The 18376-nt window shown below is 67.5% G+C and carries 18 protein-coding genes; 9 read left to right on the forward strand and 9 right to left on the reverse strand.

The features are described from left to right. Positions 1 to 124 precede the first annotated feature (124 nt). The 4 genes from VB739_RS13560 to VB739_RS13575 form a co-directional block, all read right to left on the reverse strand. Entirely contained in the window at positions 125 to 1078 is a 954-nt protein-coding gene (locus VB739_RS13560; protein ID WP_323357577.1) for an NAD(P)-dependent alcohol dehydrogenase, read from the reverse strand. Continuing rightward, positions 1075 to 1833, reverse strand: coding sequence for a DUF4336 domain-containing protein (locus VB739_RS13565; protein ID WP_323357578.1), 759 nt, complete (start codon positions 1831 to 1833; stop codon positions 1075 to 1077). The genes VB739_RS13560 and VB739_RS13565 overlap by 4 nt, the downstream gene beginning before the upstream one ends. 183 nt (positions 1834 to 2016) lie before the next feature. Next, positions 2017 to 2838 (reverse strand): alpha/beta hydrolase, encoded by an 822-nt coding sequence (locus tag VB739_RS13570; RefSeq protein WP_323357594.1) that lies wholly within the window; start codon positions 2836 to 2838, stop codon positions 2017 to 2019. Between the two features lie 98 nt (positions 2839 to 2936). After that, the gene (locus tag VB739_RS13575; RefSeq protein WP_323357579.1) at positions 2937 to 4820 is read right to left on the reverse strand and encodes a hypothetical protein; all 1884 of its coding nucleotides are present in this window, start codon (positions 4818 to 4820) and stop codon (positions 2937 to 2939) included. Positions 4821 to 5569: 749 nt separating this feature from the next. Between VB739_RS13575 and VB739_RS13580 the strand changes: the two genes are divergently transcribed. Genes VB739_RS13580 through VB739_RS13595 form a run of 4 tightly spaced genes read left to right on the forward strand, consistent with a single transcriptional unit; the run spans position 5570 to position 7942 of the window. Next, entirely contained in the window at positions 5570 to 6307 is a 738-nt protein-coding gene (locus VB739_RS13580; RefSeq protein ID WP_323357580.1) for a TIGR02466 family protein, read from the forward strand. A gap of 41 nt (positions 6308 to 6348) precedes the next feature. Next, on the forward strand, positions 6349 to 6702 hold the full coding sequence (locus VB739_RS13585) for a 2Fe-2S iron-sulfur cluster-binding protein (RefSeq protein ID WP_323357581.1): 354 nt from the start codon (positions 6349 to 6351) through the stop codon (positions 6700 to 6702). Continuing rightward, complete coding sequence (locus VB739_RS13590; RefSeq protein ID WP_323357582.1) at positions 6699 to 6908, forward strand: hypothetical protein; 210 nt, start codon at positions 6699 to 6701, stop codon at positions 6906 to 6908. Before VB739_RS13585 ends, VB739_RS13590 begins: the two co-directional genes overlap by 4 nt. Next, positions 6905 to 7942 (forward strand): DUF3326 domain-containing protein, encoded by a 1038-nt coding sequence (locus VB739_RS13595; RefSeq protein ID WP_323357583.1) that lies wholly within the window; start codon positions 6905 to 6907, stop codon positions 7940 to 7942. Before VB739_RS13590 ends, VB739_RS13595 begins: the two co-directional genes overlap by 4 nt. A 5-nt stretch (positions 7943 to 7947) precedes the next feature. Here the strand turns inward: VB739_RS13595 and VB739_RS13600 are convergent, their stop codons facing one another. Continuing rightward, on the reverse strand, positions 7948 to 8454 hold the full coding sequence (locus VB739_RS13600) for a DUF1993 domain-containing protein (protein ID WP_323357584.1): 507 nt from the start codon (positions 8452 to 8454) through the stop codon (positions 7948 to 7950). Positions 8455 to 8639: 185 nt separating this feature from the next. Here VB739_RS13600 and VB739_RS13605 point away from each other — a divergent pair, with 185 nt between their 5' ends. The 3 genes from VB739_RS13605 to VB739_RS13615 all read left to right on the forward strand — a co-directional run bounded on the left by VB739_RS13605 (position 8640) and on the right by VB739_RS13615 (position 12984). After that, a complete protein-coding gene (locus VB739_RS13605) occupies positions 8640 to 9212 on the forward strand; it encodes a peroxiredoxin (protein WP_323357585.1) in 573 nt (190 codons plus the stop codon). A gap of 151 nt (positions 9213 to 9363) precedes the next feature. Continuing rightward, the gene (locus tag VB739_RS13610) at positions 9364 to 10557 is read left to right on the forward strand and encodes a hypothetical protein (RefSeq protein ID WP_323357586.1); all 1194 of its coding nucleotides are present in this window, start codon (positions 9364 to 9366) and stop codon (positions 10555 to 10557) included. Between the two features lie 573 nt (positions 10558 to 11130). Beyond that, complete coding sequence (locus VB739_RS13615; RefSeq protein WP_323357587.1) at positions 11131 to 12984, forward strand: bifunctional diguanylate cyclase/phosphodiesterase; 1854 nt, start codon at positions 11131 to 11133, stop codon at positions 12982 to 12984. Positions 12985 to 12990: 6 nt separating this feature from the next. Here VB739_RS13615 and pyrF read toward each other — a convergent pair whose 3' ends face one another. From pyrF to VB739_RS13635, 4 genes are read right to left on the reverse strand one after another with little or no spacing between them, the layout of a single operon-like run. Next, positions 12991 to 13743, reverse strand: a complete 753-nt coding sequence (gene pyrF, locus VB739_RS13620; RefSeq protein WP_323357588.1) for an orotidine-5'-phosphate decarboxylase — start codon at positions 13741 to 13743, stop codon at positions 12991 to 12993. Next, on the reverse strand, positions 13743 to 15038 hold the full coding sequence (tyrS, locus tag VB739_RS13625; protein ID WP_323357589.1) for a tyrosine--tRNA ligase: 1296 nt from the start codon (positions 15036 to 15038) through the stop codon (positions 13743 to 13745). Before tyrS ends, pyrF begins: the two co-directional genes overlap by 1 nt. A gap of 54 nt (positions 15039 to 15092) precedes the next feature. Then, the gene (locus tag VB739_RS13630) at positions 15093 to 16469 is read right to left on the reverse strand and encodes a flavin monoamine oxidase family protein (RefSeq protein WP_323357590.1); all 1377 of its coding nucleotides are present in this window, start codon (positions 16467 to 16469) and stop codon (positions 15093 to 15095) included. Between the two features lie 6 nt (positions 16470 to 16475). After that, entirely contained in the window at positions 16476 to 16799 is a 324-nt protein-coding gene (locus VB739_RS13635) for a DUF1825 family protein (RefSeq protein WP_323357591.1), read from the reverse strand. Between the two features lie 164 nt (positions 16800 to 16963). Here VB739_RS13635 and VB739_RS13640 point away from each other — a divergent pair, with 164 nt between their 5' ends. Together VB739_RS13640 and VB739_RS13645 are read left to right on the forward strand one after the other, a co-directional pair. After that, positions 16964 to 17668, forward strand: coding sequence for a response regulator transcription factor (locus tag VB739_RS13640; RefSeq protein ID WP_323357592.1), 705 nt, complete (start codon positions 16964 to 16966; stop codon positions 17666 to 17668). A 32-nt stretch (positions 17669 to 17700) separates the two neighbouring features. Further along, positions 17701 to 18351, forward strand: a complete 651-nt coding sequence (locus VB739_RS13645; protein WP_323357593.1) for a hypothetical protein — start codon at positions 17701 to 17703, stop codon at positions 18349 to 18351. Positions 18352 to 18376 lie beyond the last annotated feature (25 nt).

Here is an 18376-nt window from a genome sequence, read left to right on the forward strand (position 1 = left end):
AAGACCGCACAGCGCACTGGGAGGCAAAACTCCCCATGAGGTCTACACTGAGACCAAACCCTGTTCCTCCCGCCCGGAGTTAACGATGTCAGGGACCGAATCTGTCCAATAAAAGCCATCCACCTCAATTTCCTCTCTTGCGCCCGGTGTCGACATAACGATGGGCGTCCACAATCTGCTCGAGCGGATAGCGTCGATCGATCACCGGCTGGACGTCGCCTGCTTCAGCCAGTGCCGCCAGATCGAGCAGATCCTCAAGTTTCACGGCAGCGGGCCCGGCGATGACCGTGTGGCGGCTCGTCAGCGACACCCACAGGCCCTGCAGCATCTCGGGCAACCCGGCCAGCACCAGCAACAGGCGCCCGCCATCCTTCAGTGATCGCCTGCAGCGTGAATAGGGCGCTGTGCCGACCGTATCGACAATCACGTCATAGGTTTCACCGTTGCGGGTGAAGTCGGCCTGGGTGTAGTCGATGACATGGACGGCACCCAGCGATCTCACAAGATCAAGATTTGCCGTACTGGCCACCCCGGTGACTTCGGCGCCGAAGTGCCGGGCCAGTTGCACAACGGCCGTCCCCACCGCGCCGGAGGCTCCATTCACCAGCAGCTTCTCCCCGCGCTGAATCTTGCCGCGGCGCAGGAAATCCAGGGCCGTCGTTCCGCCGAAGCAGAGGGCGGCGGCCACGTCGTCGGTGAGCCCCGGCGGTGTGGCCACCACCATGCCGTCCTGCGGCAGGACGATGGCTTCGGCATGGCAGCCCATGCGGGCGTCGCTGAAGGCGAACACCCGCTCCCCCACCTTGAATCGGGTCACGTTCTTGCCGATCGCAGCGACAACCCCGGCCAGCTCCGAGCCGAGGATGGGCTGTCTCGGTTTCCGCAGACCGAACACCAGCCGCATGATCAGCCCGAAGCCTGTCGGAACCGTCTGGCTTCTCACCCGCCAGTCCCCCGATGTGACGGTGGTGGCGTTGATTTGGATCAGGAGTTCGTCGTCTTTGGGACTGGGTGTGGGAATCTCCTTGATGCGCAGCACCTCGGGCGTTCCATAGCGTTCAACGACAACGGCTTTCATGGTGGAGGCTCCTTGGTGATGGGCTGGCTTCCGGCGCCGAGCTCGAGGTCGCCACCCAGGAACCGCACGTAAGCCCTGGTGAGGCTTGCCTTGCCGCCAGTTTCGACGATGGCGCCATGGGCCACGACAACCCTGTCGAAATCCCACTGCAGGACAACCTGCATGGCCCTGCCCAGGGAAGCCCTGTCGGAGGTGGCCAACCGCTCAAGAATGGTGGGCTCCAGGCGATCGAAACCGCCACCGATTCGCGTGATCAACCGGGTCAGCCAGGCAGCGGAGGCATCGAAATGGAAGGCACTGTCTGTGAGGATCAGGGTCTTGCTGGGGGTGTGGCAGAAGGCTACTTCGTGGAGCGGGGATGGCCCGGTGGGCCCCAGGGTTTGGAGCCCGGTGAGCTTGCACAGCACCATCTCCGGCCATGGGGAAGGGTCTGTCGCGCTGAGCAGACGATCCAGCTCCAGGTGGGGACATTTCTGCCTGAGGGCGGACGGACCCCATGTGGTTGCCAAAGGGAAGCGCTGCTTGAACGCCTGGAGATAGAGGTGGTGGAAGGCGTTGGGTGCCACGATATCGCCGACGACACCGAGCTCGGCCAGCCCCTTTTCAAGCTCAGCCGATGGCTGGATCGGTGAGAGGATCACCAGTCTGTTGGTGTTCCTCTGGCGGATGACTGTCATCCTGGTGCCGATGCTCAGGCCGACGTAGGTCTGCGGTTGTTCGGCAACCCAGAGATCATCGGCAAGGCAGTGGAGCACGGGTGAGGATAGTCGTTCCCCTACCTTAGGCCGATCTGTTCTGGACTCTGGCGTGAAGCGCGGGCGAATGCATTGAGGTGAATCACCCTGGGAAGGAGGGCTGCGCCACGACAGAACCCTGCCCATGAGCCGCCGCCGGCCGTTGTTGGATGCCGAGCACGCACAGGCAAACGGACGATGGCCTCAAATCTCCATCAAGAGGGAGGCCAACTTGCCAGGGGCTGTCACCATCGAGTCGTGCCCGGCCTCTATGGTCGTGAACGACCAGTCCTGCTCCGCCTTGATGCGTTCATAGGTAGAGGCGAGGAAAGGATATGGCGGATTGCTTCCGGCGACATAGGTGCGCGCCATCCCGAGACTTCCGGAGTTCCTGAAGGTGAATGTTCCGATGTACGTCTGCAGTGGCATCGGCCGCAGGCGCCGCTGAAGCCAGGCGACCTGCGATGGCTCAGTCACAGCGAAGGCACTCGGCGGAGGCGCGGGTAGTGCTAGCCCATGGCCTTGTTCTCGGATCGACTTCAGCCGCGCTTCGCGTGCCTCCGGGGTGTTGGATCCTGACCAGCTGAACGATGCACCAGGTGACATGTCCTCTGGAACTCCGGCATCCAAGTAGACGTAGCGGGATACGCGCTCTCGGAGCGTGTCAGCGACGCCGGAGATGACAAAACCTCCGTAGCTGTGTCCGACCAGGACGAAATCGTTCAACTCCTCCGCTTCGATGAGAGCAAGGATGTCTTCGACGTGGGTCTGCAAGGAGATGTCTTTGGAGAAGAGATGCGCACGATCTCCAACGCCAGTGAGGCTCGGGGCGAAGACACGGTTGCCGTGCGCAGCAAGGATCTCCGCTGTGCCTCGCCAGCACCAACCTCCATGCCACGCGCCGTGAACCAGGACGAAGGTGCGGGGCGAGGAGGCGGAGCTCGCTCCTCGCCCCGCACCGACCCCTGTCACTGCACCGGCCTTGGTAGCGCTTGGAACCTTCAGAAACCCCCGCCGTTTGACCATGCTATCTCTCTCTTTTCTCACCGAGGCATGCAATGTTCCGGTTGCATCGGCGGCGGGGAATGCCGTCCGCTGCAACCGGTTGTTGGGCGAATGTTGAGTTAGGTCTGCACTTGGCCATTGGCAATCCGTACAATGTGCCCATCAAACGCACGGAAGGTGAATGAGACAGGCCGCTCAGCATATTCGAGTGTGCGCTTACGCAGGATTTCGGTGGCAATCGCCTCCCCCAAGCGCAGGCTGCGCGTGTTGTCAGACCGCCAGTGCACACCGCCCATCGAACGACCCATCGCCACGTTGCTGGCGAGCTTGTTGAGTTCGCCACCGATAGTCATTCGGTTGGCATCGCCACCTGAGTACTCCATGGGTTCACAGAAGGCCTCAAGATCTGACCCGACTCTGCGATAGCCAGGCTGGAGCAGTTTCAGTTCGCCACCAAGAGGATCCTTGGGCGCAGTCATGCGTACGGATGCGGCCATATTCGCATCAGCGAAGACATCGGCAAGTTTCGCATCCTCATCGAACCAGGCCTTCAGCGTGGTGACGCAGGCACCCGCGACTGTGGCATGTCCAGCGCCATAGGCGGGGTGAGCTGGAGAGCCTGCGGAGAACGCCATCGGCAGGAAGAAGGTCTCCGTACCGCCGTTCATCACTTGGTTGTGCATGCCCACTGCGGCAAGCGTTGCATCAATGGCGTCGTCGAAATTCGGGCAAGCTGCGGCTGTCGTCGGCAGCCCATAAGCGCGCGTGGCGCCGTTGTAACCCTTGCGCTGCATTTGCACAAGACCGCCGTAGACCTCGGGCCGCGCACGCCGATGGACCAGCCATTTTTGCCGCCAGACGACCTTGAGCGAACGGCTGGCCACCTCAGACACCAGCGTGAGCAAATCCGGCCCGCCGAGCGAGGCGAAAGGATCTTCGCGGCTGAAACGGTTTCCACGATAAGGGTTGCCAGCGTCAAGTGGAGCGCGGATTCCGTCGAGAAAGAGCGCGGCATTGAAGTAGGCCTGATGCAGCGCATCGCGGTTCACGAAGCGAGCGAGATCGCGCATGGTCGAGATGTATCGCTTGACCGGCTGACCACTCCCATCTACCGGGTAATAAGAAGCACCACGATGTAACTGATCAGAATAGTTATTGCAATTTCCGTAGTCGCGGCCGTAGACATCTTTACCGGTATTCTGGGCCAGAAGCCAGTCACCGTGCGTGGTGAGAAAGTCGCGCCTTGCGATATAAGGAAACTGTTTTTGATCGATCGACTGCGTGCCGTAGCCGATCGGGCGAATGAAGAACTGGCTCACCAAAGGACCGAATTCTTCATCCACCAACCCGCTGCGGAACAGCGTCTGAAGCCGAATGTCAGCGCCGCCTGAGCCAGCGTCAACATCGAGTGGTGCGCGCAGTTTGCCGGGGTCAGTGTCACGCCTTACAGCGCAATCGAACAGAATGTTGACCCATTTACGTGCGTCATCGACTCGATTGGTGACATTGAAGCCGAGTTCAACGTCGTGCGCGGAAATGTCAGCACAGCCCGCAGCTGGGGGCGTTCGGTTGACCTGGAAAGCGAGCAGTGGGGCATCGCGCAGGAGTGCCATCCAATAAACTTCCGACATTTCGGCGGCCGTGCTGATGGAAAGGCAGCCCGGTGCGGGAAGCATCTCCATCGCCTTTGGATCAGGGCCGTGTGCCTCTGTCGCGGCGCCGGCCAGCGGGCTGGTGAAGCGTGCCACGGTGCCAGTGAGAGCCGCTGCCGCCTGCGAATCAAATGACGATTGCGCCGTGAGTGCCAGCGGTCCCCTGGGAACCTCCTCAAAGTTGATCGGCATTCCCGCCTCGATCGCGAGGCAGGTGCGCTCGAACTTGCGATACGCCTCGGGAATGACTTCACCATAAGCGTCATGCGGCAGCGTCTTGTGGAAGTTGCCGATGAAGGGATGGGAGGTGGTGGCGAGATTCTCGTCAGAGTTTGGGAAGGGTTGGGGCATCTCGAATCTCCATGGGTTGGTAGTGTTTGATCAATCACCATCTATCTGACATCAAAGTGATGCCTGCATGCAACTGGATGGTTGTGAGAGTTTCCTGCCACTAACCTGTCCACGCCATGAACGATCTGGTGACAAGAGGCAGCCATGATCTGAAACCCTCGTGCCACATAGGCGCTGGGCAGAAGCCTCAGTCATCCTGCTGTTATTGACGTGTTCGTAATGCATTGATTCATCAATCATTACAAGGCTGAGATGTCTCCCGGCCAGCCATTAGGCAGTTCTGAGAGCCACATGGCCCTGACTTGCTCTTTCTGCGAACCACTTGGGGGCCAAGCTGCCGTGATGTCCCCAGCCCTTGTTGGGGCATAGTCTTTTAAAAGCCTATGGTCAGTCGTGGCTGTGGTTCACGGACCTGAGAAAAAGCTGAGCGTGGTGATGCACGCTGCCGCGAATCGGCTGCAGCATTGTTGCTGCCATCCACACCGGACTTCGTCTCCTTCCTATCGCGCTGGCGCCTGCCGCACCTGATCGGCAGATCCCGACGATGAGCCGTCAAGTCCAGTCAGCCAAACCGTTGAGCTGTTAAGGAACACAGTGCTGTCCTCCTGCCCCATCTCCCGGGACGGTCGCAGACCGTGGAAGCGCAGGAATCGTTGCGCCCACTGCTCGTCGGTCCCGGCGGTGCGGCGGGCCGGCAGGATCATCCTCGTGCCGCGTGCCTTCGTCGCCGCCTCTTGTCGCCCCCGCCCATGGCCGAGCCCGCCGCCCACGCCGCCCTGGCCATCGCGCCCCTGTTCCCGATGGCCCTGGGCCGGGTGCAGCTGGCGCCTGATCCCCTCGACACCGCCCTGTGGCTGCAACGGGTCCTGGCCTGGCGAGAGGCGGCGCCCAGCGAGGAGGGCGTGGCCTGGACCGGGGATGTGCGTGGCGCCGGGGAGCTGCACCGCGACCCCCTGTTCGCTCCCCTGATCGCCCGGCTGGCGGGCCACGCCTGGCCGTACCTGGAGGCCCTCGGGTTTGATCGGCGCCGGCTGGCGCTGCACGTGCAGCGCAGCTGGCCGGTGATCAGCGAACCCGGAGAGCGGGTGGGGCGCCATCACCACCCCAACGCCCATCTGAGCGCCATCTATTACTTCAACGGCGACGGCACAGGCCGCAGTGGCTGCCTGCGCCTGTACGCCCCCCGTCAGGTGAACGAGCTGGTGCCGGGCCTGGCGGTCGGTCAGGACGGGCCGATCGCGGCCGCTGCGGTTCTCAACCAGTCCTGGCACGACGTGGCGCCCCGGGCGGGCCTGCTGCTGCTGTTCCCCGCCTCAGTCGACCATGCGGTGCTGCCCAACGAGGATCCCGACGACACCCGCTTCTCGCTGAGCATCGACTTCGTGCTCACGTCCCCAGCGGCGGCGCCGGACCCGGGGGAGTACCTCGCCCCCCATCCCGGCCGCTGGTTGGCGATCGGTGAGGATGGGCCCGACCCGGGAGCCTGAGCCGCCCTCCCAACGCCGCCCCTCCCAGACCCTGATCCCCCGTGTCCGAGACCACCCCAGCGACCTCCACCGAGCCCTCCGTCTTCCAGGTCAGCGCCAGCCTCGACGGCGTCTCCCACAGCTTTCCCTGCCGAAGCGACCAGACGGTGCTCAACGCCGCCGAGACGGCAGGCGTGCCCTTGCCCTGCTCCTGCTGCTCGGGGGTGTGCACCACCTGCGCCGCCCTGCTGCGCAGCGGTGAGGTGCACCAGCCCGATGCCATGGGCGTGAAGGCCGAACTCCAGGCCAAGGGCTATGCCCTGCTCTGCGTCTCCTATCCCCGCTCCGACCTCGACCTGCTGGCCGGCCAGGAGGACGCCCTCTACGAGGCCCAGTTCGGTCAGTTCCAGAGGTGAGTTCCCTGGTGCCCCTGGAGCTGTGGCTGCAGACCTCCCCCGGCCCCCTGCTGCCCCAGCTGCGTCAGGCCCTGCGGCAGGAGGCCATCCGCCTGGCCGGTGCGGGCGCTGAGCCTCTGCGCTGGGCGATCACGGCGGTGGATTCCGCCCGCGGCCTGAGGCTCGAGGGAATCGTGGTGGGCCCGGCGCCGACGGCCGGCCCTTGAGCTCATCCCCGCCCTTGCCCACCCTGCTGGTGATCCCCACCGGGGTGGGCTGCGCCGTGGGGGGCTTCGCCGGCGACGGCCTGCCGGCGGCCCGGCTGCTGGCTGCCGCCAGCGGCTGCCTGATCACCCACCCCAACGTGATGAACGCCGCCTCCCTTTATTGGAGCGATCGGCGCCTGCACTACGTGGAGGGCTGGAGCCTGGATCGCTTCGCCGCCGGTGAGCTGGCCCTGGCGCCGGTGCCGTGCCAGCGGCTGGGGGTGCTGTTCGATGCCGGCATCGAAGCGGAGCTGCTCCTGCGCCACCGTCAGGTGATCGACGCTTGCCGCGCCAGCCTGGGACTGACGATCGGCCCGGTGCTGAGCAGCGAGGCGCCCCTGGAGGTGAGCCTGTCGATCGGCCCCAGCGGCAGCAGCTGGGGCTCCCTGGGACGCCCCGAGGCCCTGCTGCGGGCGGGGGAGCGGCTGGTGGCCGCCGGCGCCACGGCCATCGCCGTGGTGGCCCGCTTCCCCGAGGAGCCGGGCAGCGACGCCCTGGCGGCCTACCGCCACGGGACAGGCGTGGACGCCCTGGCCGGGGCGGAGGCGGTGATCAGCCACCTGCTGGTGCGCCACCTGGGAATTCCCTGTGCCCATGCCCCCGCCCTGGCGCCGCTGCCGCCGGACCCCGGCCTCGATCCTCGGGCGGCGGCCGAGGAGCTGGGTCACACCTTCCTCCCCTGCGTGCTGGTGGGCTTGAGCCGGGCCCCCTCCCTGCGGCCCGAGCCGGCCAGCGGCGAGGGGCTGCTGCACGGCGCCGATCTGGGGGCGGTGGTGGCTCCGGCGGGGGCCCTGGGGGGCGAGGCGGTGCTGGCCTGCGCCGAGCGGGGCGTGCCCCTGATCGCCGTGGAGGGGAACCCCTGTCTGCTGCAGGTCAGCGGGGAGGCCCTGGGACTGCCGGTGATCCCGGCCGCCACCTATGCGGAGGCGGCCGGTCTGGTGCTGGCCCTGCGGGAGGGCCTTGATCCGGAGGCGCTGCGACGGCCCCTGGCCTGAAGGCCTCAGGGCTCGCCAAGGAAATCCCGCTTGCCGAGTTCCACGCCGTTGTGGCGCAGGATGTCGTAGGCGGTGGTGACGTGGAAGTAGACGTTGGGCAGCACGAAGAACAGCAGGAAGCTCTGGCCGTTGAAGTGGAGGGTCTCGCCGCGGATCGGCAGCTCGATCGGCCGGCTCTCGGTTCCGTCGATCTGCTCGGGGGCGAGGCTGTCGAGGTAGGTGAGGGTGGCCTCGATCCGACGGATCAGTTCCTCGAAGTCGGTTTCGTTGTCCTCCATCGCCGGGCACTCGCCGCCGGCCAGCCGGGCCAGCCCCCGCCGGGCGATGTCGGTGGCGATCTGCACCTGCCGCACCAGGGGGAACATGTCGGGGTAGAGGCGCGCCTGCAGCAGCACCGCCGGCTCAATCCCCCTGGCTTCGGCGTGGGCGGCCGCCTTGGCGAGGATGGCGGAGAGGTTGCGCAGGCTGCGGGCCACGGGCGGAATGGCCGCCTCATACATGGAGAGGGACATGGCTTGGACGCGCGTCCTGGCGACAGGGGAAGCGGACTGTAGGGCGGTCGGCCCGCCGGATTCGGGCCGACGATGAGCACAAACGCTCAGCCGGTTTCCACCCTAAGCCGGACCGATTATGAGTTAAGCTCCTTGCGATCGCTGCTCCGGGCGGCGCGTCGTCAAGTCGTTCTTCACACATTCACATGGCTGTCATCGAAAAGGTCCCCAGCGTCGTCTTCAAGACCCGTGTGCGCGATGAGTCCGTAGGAGGCCCCAACCCCTTCCGCTGGCAGGACCTCACCACCGACGACATCTTCAAGGGCAAGAAGGTCGTGGTGTTCTCCCTCCCCGGTGCCTTCACCCCCACCTGCTCCTCCAACCACCTGCCCCGTTACGAGGCCCTGTACGAGGAGTTCAAGGCTCAGGGTGTGGACAGCATCGTCTGCGTGTCCGTCAACGACGCCTTCGTGATGTTCCAGTGGGGCAAGCAGGTGGGCGCCGACAAGGTGTTCCTGCTGCCTGACGGCAACGGCGAGTTCAGCCGCAAGATGGGCATGCTCGTCGAGAAGGGCAACCTGGGCTTCGGTGAGCGCTCCTGGCGTTATTCGATGCTCGTCAACGACGGCACGATCGAGAAGATGTTCGTTGAGCCCGGGCTCGAGGACAACTGCCCCACCGACCCGTTCGAGTGCTCCGATGCCGACACCATGCTGGCCTTCCTGAAGGGCACCTCCCCCGCCGGCGTCTCCGCCCCCAGCCGCGAGTTCGTCGGCTGAAGCCGCCTGTGGGCTGGAGCTATCCGGCTTCAGCCCCTGATCCCCCCACCCCCGTGCCGATGGCGGCGCGGGGGTTTTTGCTGGCTCGAAACGCTGCCGCTGCGGCGCCTTCCGGCCAGCATGGGCCCATCGGACGACGGCGGGCGAGGCGGTGAGCAGCGGTATCGGCACCACGACGTTCCGTTTCCGTCCCCAGGGCCCGGGCCGGTTCTTCGTGGCGGCGTTCCTGGCCTTCTGGCTGTGCGGCTGGCTGGTGGGTGAGATCTTCGCCCTGTGGTTCCTGTGGACGTTTCTGGCCACTGGTCAGGGGGCCCTGCCGGTGGCCCTGTTCCTGCTGGTCTGGGTGAGCCTCTGGAGTGTTGGTGGCGCCACCGCCCTGCAGCATCTGCTGCGAGCGCTCTGGTCGGAGGATCGGCTGACCGTCGCGGCAGACGGGAGTCTGGAGCGGCAGGTGCGCCTGGGACCCTTGCGCCACCGGCGTGCCCTGGCCAGGGGGTCCATCCGTTGCTTCCAGGTTGGCGATGGGGGACCCGGGGGGGCGCTGGTGGCGGTGCTGCCCGACCGCCGCCTCGAGATCACCCGGCTCGGCAGCTCGCAGCAGCGGCGGGAGGCCGCCGACCAGCTCAACCGGCTTCTGGGTCTGCGCCCCCAGCCCGAGGACCCCGTCCAGTCCCCAGCCCCGGTCGTCCTGCCGGCGGGCTGGCAGGTGCTCACCCCCTCCTTCGGCAGTCCGCTGCTGGTGCCCGACCCGGCCCTGCGCCGGCGCCACCGGCTGGTGATGGGCCTGGTGAATCTGGTGCTCTGGGGCCTGCTGGCCCTGCTGGTGCGTGGTGGGCTGCACGGACCCGGCGTCTGGGTGCTGGGGATCCCGCTGGCGCTGGTGGCCCTCGCCTGTGGATGGGGCCAGGTGTGGCTGGCCTTCGGGCGCCTGGAATGGCGGCTGGAGCCGCGGGTCCTGGTGTGGCAGCGCCGCTTCGGCCACCGCCTGCGGACCCTGGGCGAAGCCCGGGCTCTGGAGCTGGTCGAGCTGGTCGATTCCGATGGCGATCGCTCCTACCGGTTGCAGGCCACCCGGCCCCCCGGCAAACCCTTGCTGGTCGATCAACAAAGCCGTGATCCTGCGTCCCTGCGCCAGCTGGGGGCCTGGCTGGCGGCGCGGGCCCACGTGCCGTTTGAGGATCAGGTTCCCACCGAGGCAGAGCGGCAGGCGCAACGCGCCGCTGAACACGAGCGCCTGCGCCAGCAGCTGGCCGCTTCCGGACGTCTCGGGCGCTGGGCGGCCCAGCAGCTCGACCGGGTCGAGGCGGCCGGGGCCGTCCGGGCGGACCAGCGGCCGGACGAGTGACCAGCCGCGGTCATCGCCTTGGCCGCTTCGATGGCCTGAGGACTGACGTGATCCCACCGCCAACATCTCCATGGGAGCAAACTGAACTCCCCGGTAAACGCAGGCCGCATTCGCTGCTTTTCGGTAGAGAATCAGATAGCCTTTGTTGGCGGCTTTTCGGAAATTTATCGCAGACGCGCTCGATCAACTTCCCGCTTCTGTCCCAGACCGGCATGACCCCCCCCCATGGAGATGGTGGATGCAATGGGTTTTTCAGACACGTTTTCTTCCCTGCATCCGGTTGCCCGACAGCGACGCGGCAGAGAAGTGATCACCGATACAGTGGGAGGCGAACAGCCACGCCTTGAGACGCGCGATTCGTCAGGATTCTCTGGGAAGAAACCTGTCGAATCTGGCCCTCCGGCCTGGGCCAGCAGCCAGTCGATCTTTGAGTCCCTGCCGGATCCTTTCCTGCTGCTCGAGCCCGAAAAAAGCCCCTCCGGCTCCATCATCGACTTCGTCTGTGTCTATGCCAACCGCCCGGCCAGTGCCCTGCATGACCGCTCGCCCAGCGGGATGCTGGGGGCCCGTCTGTTGGATCTCCAGCCGTCCAGCGGTCTGTTCGAGCACGGCCTGCGGGTCATGGAGAATGGGCAAGCCGTCGTTATCGAAGGCCTTCATGGCGCCGGCCATGGGCGGCCTGTCCCCGGGCCTCCAGCCGAGATCCGCCTGTTCCTCGCCAACGGACTGCTGTGCTGTCTCTGGCGGGTGACCACCGATCGGTTGGCGATGCAGCAACAGCTGGTGGAGGCGGAACGGCGCTATCGCCTGCTGGCCCGACACACCTCGGACGTGGTCGTCGAACTGGACAGCGATCACCGCATCGTCTGGGTCTCCGAGTCGATCGAAGCCCGGCTGGGCTGGCGGCCCGACGCCCTGATCGGCCAGCCGGCCATCGGCCTGGTGCACCGGGAGGAGTGGGTCCAGGTCCTGCGCGCCGGCCTCAGCCTTGCAGGCCCGGGATCCTTCCGGGAGGACCTGAGGATCCTCTGCGCTGACGGGGGCTGGCTCTGGATGATGGGCACCGCCCATCCCCTGCCGGGGGAGGAGGCCGGCGCCCTGGTGCTGTCCTTGCGCGACATCCACGACCAGGTGAGGATCCGCACCGAGCTGGACCACCGCCTTCAGCACGACCCCCTCACCAGCCTGCCCCTGCGGTCCGTGGCCCTGGATCGCATCCGACACGCCCTCGATGGGCTGGAGGGCACCGGCTCGTCGCTCACGGTGCTGAGCATCGGTGTCGATGGCCTCACCCAGGTCAACGATGCCCTCACCCATGCGGGTGGCGACAAGCTGATCGCCTTGCTGGCGGCGCGGATCGTCAGGGCGATCGGCCATCCCGAGCAGGTGGGCCGAGGCACCGGCGACGAATTCATCGTGCTGCTGAGCGAACAGGATGCGGGTGCCGATGTCACCCTCACGGCCGAGAGGATCCTGAGGGCCTGCCGTGTACCGGTCAGCATCGCCGGCCAGCCCATCGACCCCACGGTGAGCATTGGCATCGCCACCGCCCGGGCCGGCGTTCTCCCCGATGAACTGCTGCGGGACGCCAGCCTCGCCATGCGGCAGGCCAAGGGCCGGGGCCGCAACTGCTATGCCCTGCTCGACGACGCCCTGGCTACCGAAGCCCACACCTTGCTGCTGTTCGCCGCCGAGATCCAGCGGGGGCTGGTGATGGGGGAGTTCGCCGCCTGGTTCATGCCGATCGTGGCGTTCGACACCGGCCAGGTCACCGGGTACGAGGCCCTGGCCCGCTGGGTGCGGCCCGATGGCATCGAAGTGCCACCGGCCGAGTTCCTGCCCTGCGCCGAGTGCCGTGGCCTGATCACCCGCATCGACCTGCTGGTGCTGCGCCAGGCCCTGGCGGCGCTCTCCCGGCTGCCCCCCACGCTCACCATGGCAGTGAACGTGTCGGCAGCCACCCTTGCTCTGCCCGATTACCCGCAGCTGGTGAGCGAAGCCTTGCGGGCCGCACAGGTGGTCCCGGAGCGTCTGCACCTGGAGGTCACCGAGACGGCCCTGCTCACCGTGACAGACCGCATCGGCCAGCAGATCCAGCAGCTGGCCTCCAGTGGGGTCCGTTGGTATGTGGATGATTTCGGCACCGGCTATTCCTCGATCAGCCATCTGCGCGATCTGCCCATCGCCGGGCTGAAGCTGGATCGTTCCTTCACCTGTGCCATGCGCGCCAAGGACACCAAGAGCCTGCGGCTGGCCCAGGCTCTGGTGGGGGTGGCCGAAGGGCTGGAGCTGGACACCGTGGCCGAGGGGGTCGAAACCATCGAGGAGGCCCGCCTGCTCACCTCCCAGGGCTGGCTCCATGGTCAGGGCTGGCTCTACGGCAAGGCGGCCCCCCTGCAGCTGGATACGGCCCCGGGTCCGCTCTGAACCTGTTCAGCCCGGCGCGCCCTGGAGTTCGGCGCAGCAGGCCGCAAAGGCTGCTGCCGGATCGGTGGCGCCGCTGATCGGCCGACCGATCACCAGCTGGCTGGCTCCGGCCGCCACCGCCGCCGCCGGTGTCATCACCCGCTTCTGATCGGCCGCAGCGCTGCCGGCGGGGCGGATGCCGGGGGTCACCAGCGCGAAGGGTTGGGGATGGGCGACCCGCAGGCCGGCCACCTCCCAGGGGGAGCACACCGCGCCGGTGAGGCCCGCCGCTGCGGCCATCGCGGCCAGCTCGGTCGCGTAGGCGGCCAGCGGCGTCGTGATGGCCAGCTCCTGGTGAAAGCGGTCGGGATCCCAGCTGGTCAGCACGGTCACCGCCAGCAGGGTGGGGGAGCCGAGGCCCTCACTGGCGGCCCCCTCCACGGCCGCAGCCTGGGCGGCGGCGAGGGCCTCGCTTCCAGCGCAGGCGTGCACGGTGATCAGCTCCGCCCCCAGGCGGGCGGCGCTGCGGCAGGCGCCGGCCATGGTGGCGGGGATGTCGTGGAACTTCAGGTCCAGAAACACCCGCAGACCCCGCTGCCGCAGGTCCCGCACCACCCCTGGCCCGGCGGCGGTGAACAGCTCCAGGCCCACCTTCACCCAGCACAGCTCCGGGATCGCCGCCACCAGCGCCAGCGCCTCGTCGGCAGTGCCGCGGTCGAGGGCCAGGATGATCCGCTCGGCGGGGCCGGACGCCAGCGTGGTGCGATCAACGGACGCCATCAGGCCACCAGCCGCCGGAAGGTCTTCCTGCCGAGCTGCAGCACTTTGCCGGCCAGTTCTTGGGGGCTGCTGAATTCCTGGTTGGGGTCGCTGAGCTTTTCGCCGTCGAGTTTCACGCCGCCACCCTGGATCTGGCGTCGCCCCTCACTGCTGCTGGCGCAGACCTGCAGGGCGCTGAGCAGGTAGAAGGCCTTCAGCGGGAAGGTCAGACCCGCCAGGGAGGCCTCGGGCACACTGTCCGCGCTTAAGTCCCCCGATACCTTCCCTGCTCCGGAGTGGCCGGCGGCCACCAGCCCGGCCGCATCGGCCTGCGCCTGCCGTGCCGCGTCGCGCCCATGGCGGGTGGCGGTCACCTCCAGGGCCATCGCCTTCTGCCGCTCCCGGGGCTCGCTGGGCAGCGTCGCCGTGTCCAGGTCGGTGAGCAGGGTGAGGTAGTCCCCCACCACCGCGTCCGGCACCTTCTCCAGCTTGGAGTACATTGAGAGGGGGTCTTCCATGAGGCCCACCGTGTTGCCCAGGCTCTTGCTCATTTTCTGCACCCCATCGAGGCCGGGCAGGATCGGCAGCAGCAGCCCGAACTGGGGCCGCTGGCCGAAATGGCGCTGCATGTCGCGCCCCATCGCCACGTTGAACTTCTGGTCGGTGCCGCCCAGTTCGAGGTCAGCCTGCACCGCCACCGAGTCGTAGCCCTGCAGCAGGGGGTAGAGGAACTCGTGCAGGCTGATGGGGGTCCCGGAGCCATAGCGGTTGGCGAAGTCCTCTTTGGCCAGCATCTGACCCACGGTGCTGATCCCCAGCAGTTCGATCACCTGGGGCAGCGCCAGACCGGCGAGCCATTCGGAGTTGCGCCGCACCTCCAGCCGGCCGGGGGTGTCGAAATCGAGCAGGGCGTGCTCGGGGGGCTGGCCCTGGCCCAGCTGGGCCAGGTAGGTGGCGGCATTGGCCTCCACCGCCGCCGCATCGAGCTGCACGCGGGTGCTGCTCTTGCCGGTGGGATCGCCGATGCGGGCCGTGAAGTCGCCGATGATCAGCACCGCCGTATGGCCGGCGTTCTGGAAGGCCCGCAGCTTGCGGAACAGCAGGCTGTGGCCGAGGTGGATGTCGCTGCCGGTGGGGTCGATGCCCAGCTTCACCCTCAGCGGCCGCCCCTGGCGCGACGACTCCGCCAGCCTGGCCTCCAGGCGCTGGTCAGGGTCGGCATTCCGGCCGGCGGGAAACAGGTCGGCGATGCCCCTGGCCAGGGCTTCGGGCAGAGCCGGTGGATCCGCCTGCTTCGCCTGGAGTGCTTCGCCCATCAACGCCAGCCGGCTGCCTGGGGGGATGGTAGGCAGCCGCAGGGCACCGTCTGATCAGCCCAGCAGGGCGGCCACGGCGGCCGCCGCCCTCTCGCCACTGTCGACGGCACCCTCGAAGAAACCCGGCCAGCGCTCCGCCACCTCGGTGCCGGCCCAGAACACCCGGCCGTGGGGCCGGAGGAGGGCATCGCCGCTGCGGGTCCACAGGCCGGGGGGCATCCAGGCGGCGAAGGCGCCACCGACGAAGGGTTCCTCGGGCCAGTTCTTCTCCACGTAGTCCAGCGGCTCCAGGGCCATGGGACCGAAGTAGGCGGCCAGATCCTCCAGCACCGCGGCCCGGCGCTGCTCCGCTCCCAGGGCCGCCCAGCGCTCCCGGCGGCGACCCACCACGAAGGCGGCGAGCACCCCCAGGCCCGTTTCCGGGTCGGAGCTGTCGGCGCACAGCTCCACCCAGGGGCGATCGCCGATGCCGATGCCGGAGAGCCCCGCCTCGCGCCACCAGGGCCACCCGTAGGCGATCAGCACCTTGGTGCAGTTCCCCATGGCCATCCCCTCCTGCAGGGCGAGCCGGTCGGCCGGCAATTCCGGCGTGAAGCGGATGGCGCCCGCCAGCGCCGGCGGCATGGCCACGATCACGGCCCGGCCGTGGTGGCTGGCGCGATCGGTGATCACCGTGACGGCCGCCTCTCCCTCGGGCTGATCGATGGCCCGCACGGGCTCCCCCAGCACCAGGGCGTCCCCCAGTCCTTCGGCCAGCAACGCCGGCAATTGGCCGGCACCGCCGTGGATCAGGTCCTCCTCGGGGTGGTCCCCCTGGGACGCCGTGCGCTGTCCCCAGGCCACGTGCAGCAACGACACCTGATCCGGCTCGGCCGGCCCGAGAAAGCCCACGGCCCGGCAGAAATAGGCGAAGTACCAGGCGGCGAAAGGGGTGTGGGTGTGGGTATCGATCCAGTCCTGGAAGCTCAGCCGGTCGAGGGCGGCGGCGGCGGGATGGTGATGGGGGTGGCCCGCGGGCAGCGTCGCCACCAGGTCCTGGAACTGCTTCAGGGCGTTCATGGCATCGTCCCAGTCGCGGCTGGGGACCGACGGTGGCTGGCCCTCCGGGAACCCCTGGAAGAAGCCGCTGAAGGTACAGCGTTGGGTCCCGAAACAGAGGACCGTTTGACCGCCGTGGGGCGAGGGGAAACGGCGCAGACCGTGGGCCTCGAGCAAGGCCAGAAAACGGGAATGGCTGGGTCCCACCCACTGGCCGCCCAGGTCGACCCACGCCGGTGGTCGGGCCTGCTCGAGCTGCAGGGGGGAGCGCACCATGCGGCCCCCCACGGAGGCCGCCGCCTCGATCACCCCCACCGACAGGCCGGACTGCCGCAGCTGCCGCGCCGCCACCAGACCCGCGAGCCCTGCTCCGACAACGACGACATCCTTCACGGGGGTTCAGCCGGCGGCTTCGAGTTGGTTCTTCATGCGCTCCAGGGTGAGGGTCATCTGCTCGAACATCTTTTCCGGGGTGAGGCCGAACTGACCGAGCTGGGTGCGCAGCTGCTCAACGGTGAGCTTGGCCTGGAAGTCCTCGGAAAGCTCGAAGCGCTTCATGAACACCTGATAGCGCTCCATCATTTCCTCCATCCGTTCGATGTACAGCTTCTTGCCTTCGCGGTCGAACTTGCCGTACTCACTGCCCAGCTGCATCAGCTGCTGGTAATCGGTGAACAGCCGTTTCGCCTCGTCCTGGACGATCTCGGACTCGAAGAAAGCCATGGGGAGGTTGGCTCCGGTCTGCTGAAGACAACGATTCTGCAGAGGCCGGGGGCGCCTGGGGAGTGCGGATCCACGTAATCACGCCATGGCCGCTACCGAATCGATGCGCAGCACCTGTTGAAGATGGATCTCCATCCGCTGGGGCGGTCGAGCCCCCTGTTCCCGTGGACCTCACCCCCCTGTTGCCCCAGGTGCGTGACGACGTCAGCCAGGGACTGGTTCTGCTGAAGGGCGTCCGGTTGGTGCTCTGCCTTGGCAGCAGGGCCCAGGTGGCCCTGCTGATGGGAACCCCCGCCCGGATCCTGGGTGCCGCCACCACCGCCGCCGAGGGGCTGGCCCTGGTGCGTCAGCACCAACCCAGCCTGCTCCTGGTCAGCGACCGCTTGGAGGAAGGCTGTGGCGTCGACCTGGTGGTGCAGGCCAAGCGCCGCCATCCCGAGGTCCGCACCCTGCTGGTGGTGTCCCAGGAGCACCAACCGGCCCTGATCCAGGCGGCCCTGCGTGCCGGTTGCGACGCCATCGTGCCGGAGTCGCGTCTGTTGCACGGCTCCGGTCTGCAGGCCCTGCACACCGTGATCGGCGGCGGGATGTACCTGGACCGTTCGTTGGCCGGCGTTTTCCGCGCCGACCAGGAGCCCGGCGCCGGGCACGAGCGGCTCAGTGCCCGTGAACGGCAGGTGCTCGACCGGGTGGTGCGGGGCCTGAGCAATCCCGAGATCGCCGGGGAGCTGATGGTGTCGGTCGACACGGTCAAGACCCACGTGCGCAATGTGCTCCTCAAGCTGCGGGTCAGTGGTCGCATCCAGGCGGTGGTCACCGGTCTGCGGCTGGGCCTGGTCGACTGGCCCCGACCCGGAAGCACCCGCTAGCTTCAGGCCCGACGTGATGCAGGTGGGCCTCGATGGCAGGGCGCCACTGGCTGGATCCCCTGGCCCGCCGGCTGCTGGTGGCCACCGGGCAGCTGCCGCCGCCCCCACCAGCCGCGGCCGACGAGGCGGTGGAGCGAGAGCTGCTCGCCCTCAAGCTGGCCCACAACCCCAACCTGCGGCTGCGCGATGCCGCTGAGGTGCGTCACGCGGCCGCCCTGGGTTGGACGCTGGAGGTCAACGTTGCCGCTGCTGGCGACTGGCTGCGGTTACCGGGCTGCCGGCCTGATCTGGTGGATCGCCTGATCCGTCTGCAACGCGACGGCCTTCAGTGGCGCGACCCCGGGGAACTGGCCGGGTCGCTGCAGGTCCCCCCCGAGCAGGTGCTGATCTGGATGCCGGTGCTTCGTTTCGCCCGCCATGACGAGGCTGGGCACGCCCAGGCGCCGGCTCCCCTGGCGATCAACCAGGCCTCCGAAGGCTTGCTGCGGGAGCGTCTCGGTCTGGGGCCGGAGCGCTGCCGGCGGCTGTTGCAGGAGCGGGCCCGCGAGCCCTTCCGGGATCTGGCCGACTTGCAGCAGCGGCTGCAGCTTCCCGCCGACCAGGCCGAACGCTGGATCGGTCGGTTCCGCTACGCCGCCGCCCCCGGACCGGTGCTGCCGCCGTCCCGGCGGCTGGCCCCATGAGCCGGCAGGGGGACCTGTTCACGGC

The organism is Cyanobium gracile UHCC 0281, assembly GCF_034931305.1.
In the GTDB taxonomy this organism is placed as follows: Bacteria; Cyanobacteriota; Cyanobacteriia; order PCC-6307; family Cyanobiaceae; genus Cyanobium; species Cyanobium gracile_A.

What these genes read in the sequence shown, in the direction of transcription:
- VB739_RS13560 (WP_323357577.1), bottom strand. Translation starts at nt 1,078, where the DNA reads ATGAAAGCCGTTGTCGTTGAACGCTATGGAACGCCCGAGGTGCTGCGC.
- VB739_RS13570 (WP_323357594.1), bottom strand. Translation starts at nt 2,838, where the DNA reads ATGGTCAAACGGCGGGGGTTTCTGAAGGTTCCAAGCGCTACCAAGGCC.
- VB739_RS13575 (WP_323357579.1), bottom strand. Translation starts at nt 4,820, where the DNA reads ATGCCCCAACCCTTCCCAAACTCTGACGAGAATCTCGCCACCACCTCC.
- VB739_RS13580 (WP_323357580.1), top strand. Translation starts at nt 5,570, where the DNA reads ATGGCCGAGCCCGCCGCCCACGCCGCCCTGGCCATCGCGCCCCTGTTC.
- VB739_RS13600 (WP_323357584.1), bottom strand. Translation starts at nt 8,454, where the DNA reads ATGTCCCTCTCCATGTATGAGGCGGCCATTCCGCCCGTGGCCCGCAGC.
- VB739_RS13605 (WP_323357585.1), top strand. Translation starts at nt 8,640, where the DNA reads ATGGCTGTCATCGAAAAGGTCCCCAGCGTCGTCTTCAAGACCCGTGTG.
- pyrF (WP_323357588.1), bottom strand. Translation starts at nt 13,743, where the DNA reads ATGGCGTCCGTTGATCGCACCACGCTGGCGTCCGGCCCCGCCGAGCGG.
- tyrS (WP_323357589.1), bottom strand. Translation starts at nt 15,038, where the DNA reads ATGGGCGAAGCACTCCAGGCGAAGCAGGCGGATCCACCGGCTCTGCCC.
- VB739_RS13635 (WP_323357591.1), bottom strand. Translation starts at nt 16,799, where the DNA reads ATGGCTTTCTTCGAGTCCGAGATCGTCCAGGACGAGGCGAAACGGCTG.
- VB739_RS13645 (WP_323357593.1), top strand. Translation starts at nt 17,701, where the DNA reads ATGGCAGGGCGCCACTGGCTGGATCCCCTGGCCCGCCGGCTGCTGGTG.